The organism is Bacillus sp. P4_D3, assembly GCF_056401855.1.
The window spans coordinates 1-1064 of sequence record NZ_JBFUIN010000925.1 but is presented as its reverse complement, the minus strand read 5'-3'; the positions used below and the strand labels follow the sequence as shown (position 1 = coordinate 1064).

Annotated in this window: 2 protein-coding genes; both read right to left on the bottom strand. The window is 33.9% G+C overall.

What is annotated here, in order from left to right; genetic code table 11:
• Positions 1–353: GntT/GntP/DsdX family permease (locus AC1DTM_RS28055; RefSeq protein WP_477001436.1), on the bottom strand; the 353-nt coding region annotated here is incomplete at its 3' end.
• Between the two features lie 370 nt (positions 354–723).
• Positions 724–1064, bottom strand: a 341-nt coding sequence (locus AC1DTM_RS28050) for an HAD hydrolase-like protein (RefSeq protein ID WP_477001435.1), incomplete at its 5' end; no start/stop codon positions are given.

Below are 1064 nucleotides of genomic sequence, written 5' to 3'. Positions count from 1 at the left end.
ACATACACACTAACACCGCTATACGTTAAAATAGCTCCCATTAAAACAATCGCTAAAATTGTACGTTTTTCTCCAACTAACTCTACAATCGTCTTTGCGATGGAATCAGCGATTCCTGACATTTCTACTACTTTCCCAAATATTGCTCCAAGTAAAAACACAGGGAAATATAATTTAATAAACCCTACCATTTTCTCCATAAAAATATTTGAAAAGAAAGGTAATACAAAACTAGGCTCTGTCAAAAATACCGCAAATAATGCAAAAATCGGTGCGAATAATATTACAGAAAATCCTTTATATGCTACAAACATGAGTAAACTAAGTGCTAATAAAATAATAACTAGCTCCAATTATAACCCTCCTTTTAAACTGAAAATTCAATCTTTTGACAACGAACTTTCACTAGTATTTCGAAACCTTTTATTTCATGACATTCCTCCTCTTTTTATCCCGCTATTTGCGGGCAGTATGACTCCCATCTTAAAATTCGGCGAATGTGCGGAAGCTAGGCGAGAGATCAACTGCCCGTAAAAGCCCGATTGGTGAGGGCTGATAATCAGTGGAGGATGGACAAAACCTCCACTGATTAAAGTTTCACTTTATTACAAATTTTTCATGCTAAAATTGTCTAATTATAGTATTCGATTACATATGTAAAATCCCTTTAAACAAAAACGATTTCATCGTCATATGTTATAAAGGGATTTCTAGGTTCTATTTCTATAATTTTATCGTACTATTCTCTATACAAAAGCTTTGTAACTCTTCGACATCTTTCACTATATGACTCGCCCCAGCATCACTCAATTCATTCTCATTACCATATCCATACAATACACCTATTGAAGCAATTCCGTTACTGTTCGCACCGATTACGTCATGCTTTCTATCACCAATCATCACCATTTCTTCTTTTTGAAGTTCTTCATTTGTTTGTAAAATATGAGCAATTATTTCTTCCTTTTTTATTCTTGTCCCATCTAAATTGCTCCCAACAATCTCTTCAAAAAAAGATGTTAACTGAAAGTGCTCTATTACTTGTTTCGCAAATACAGTAGGCA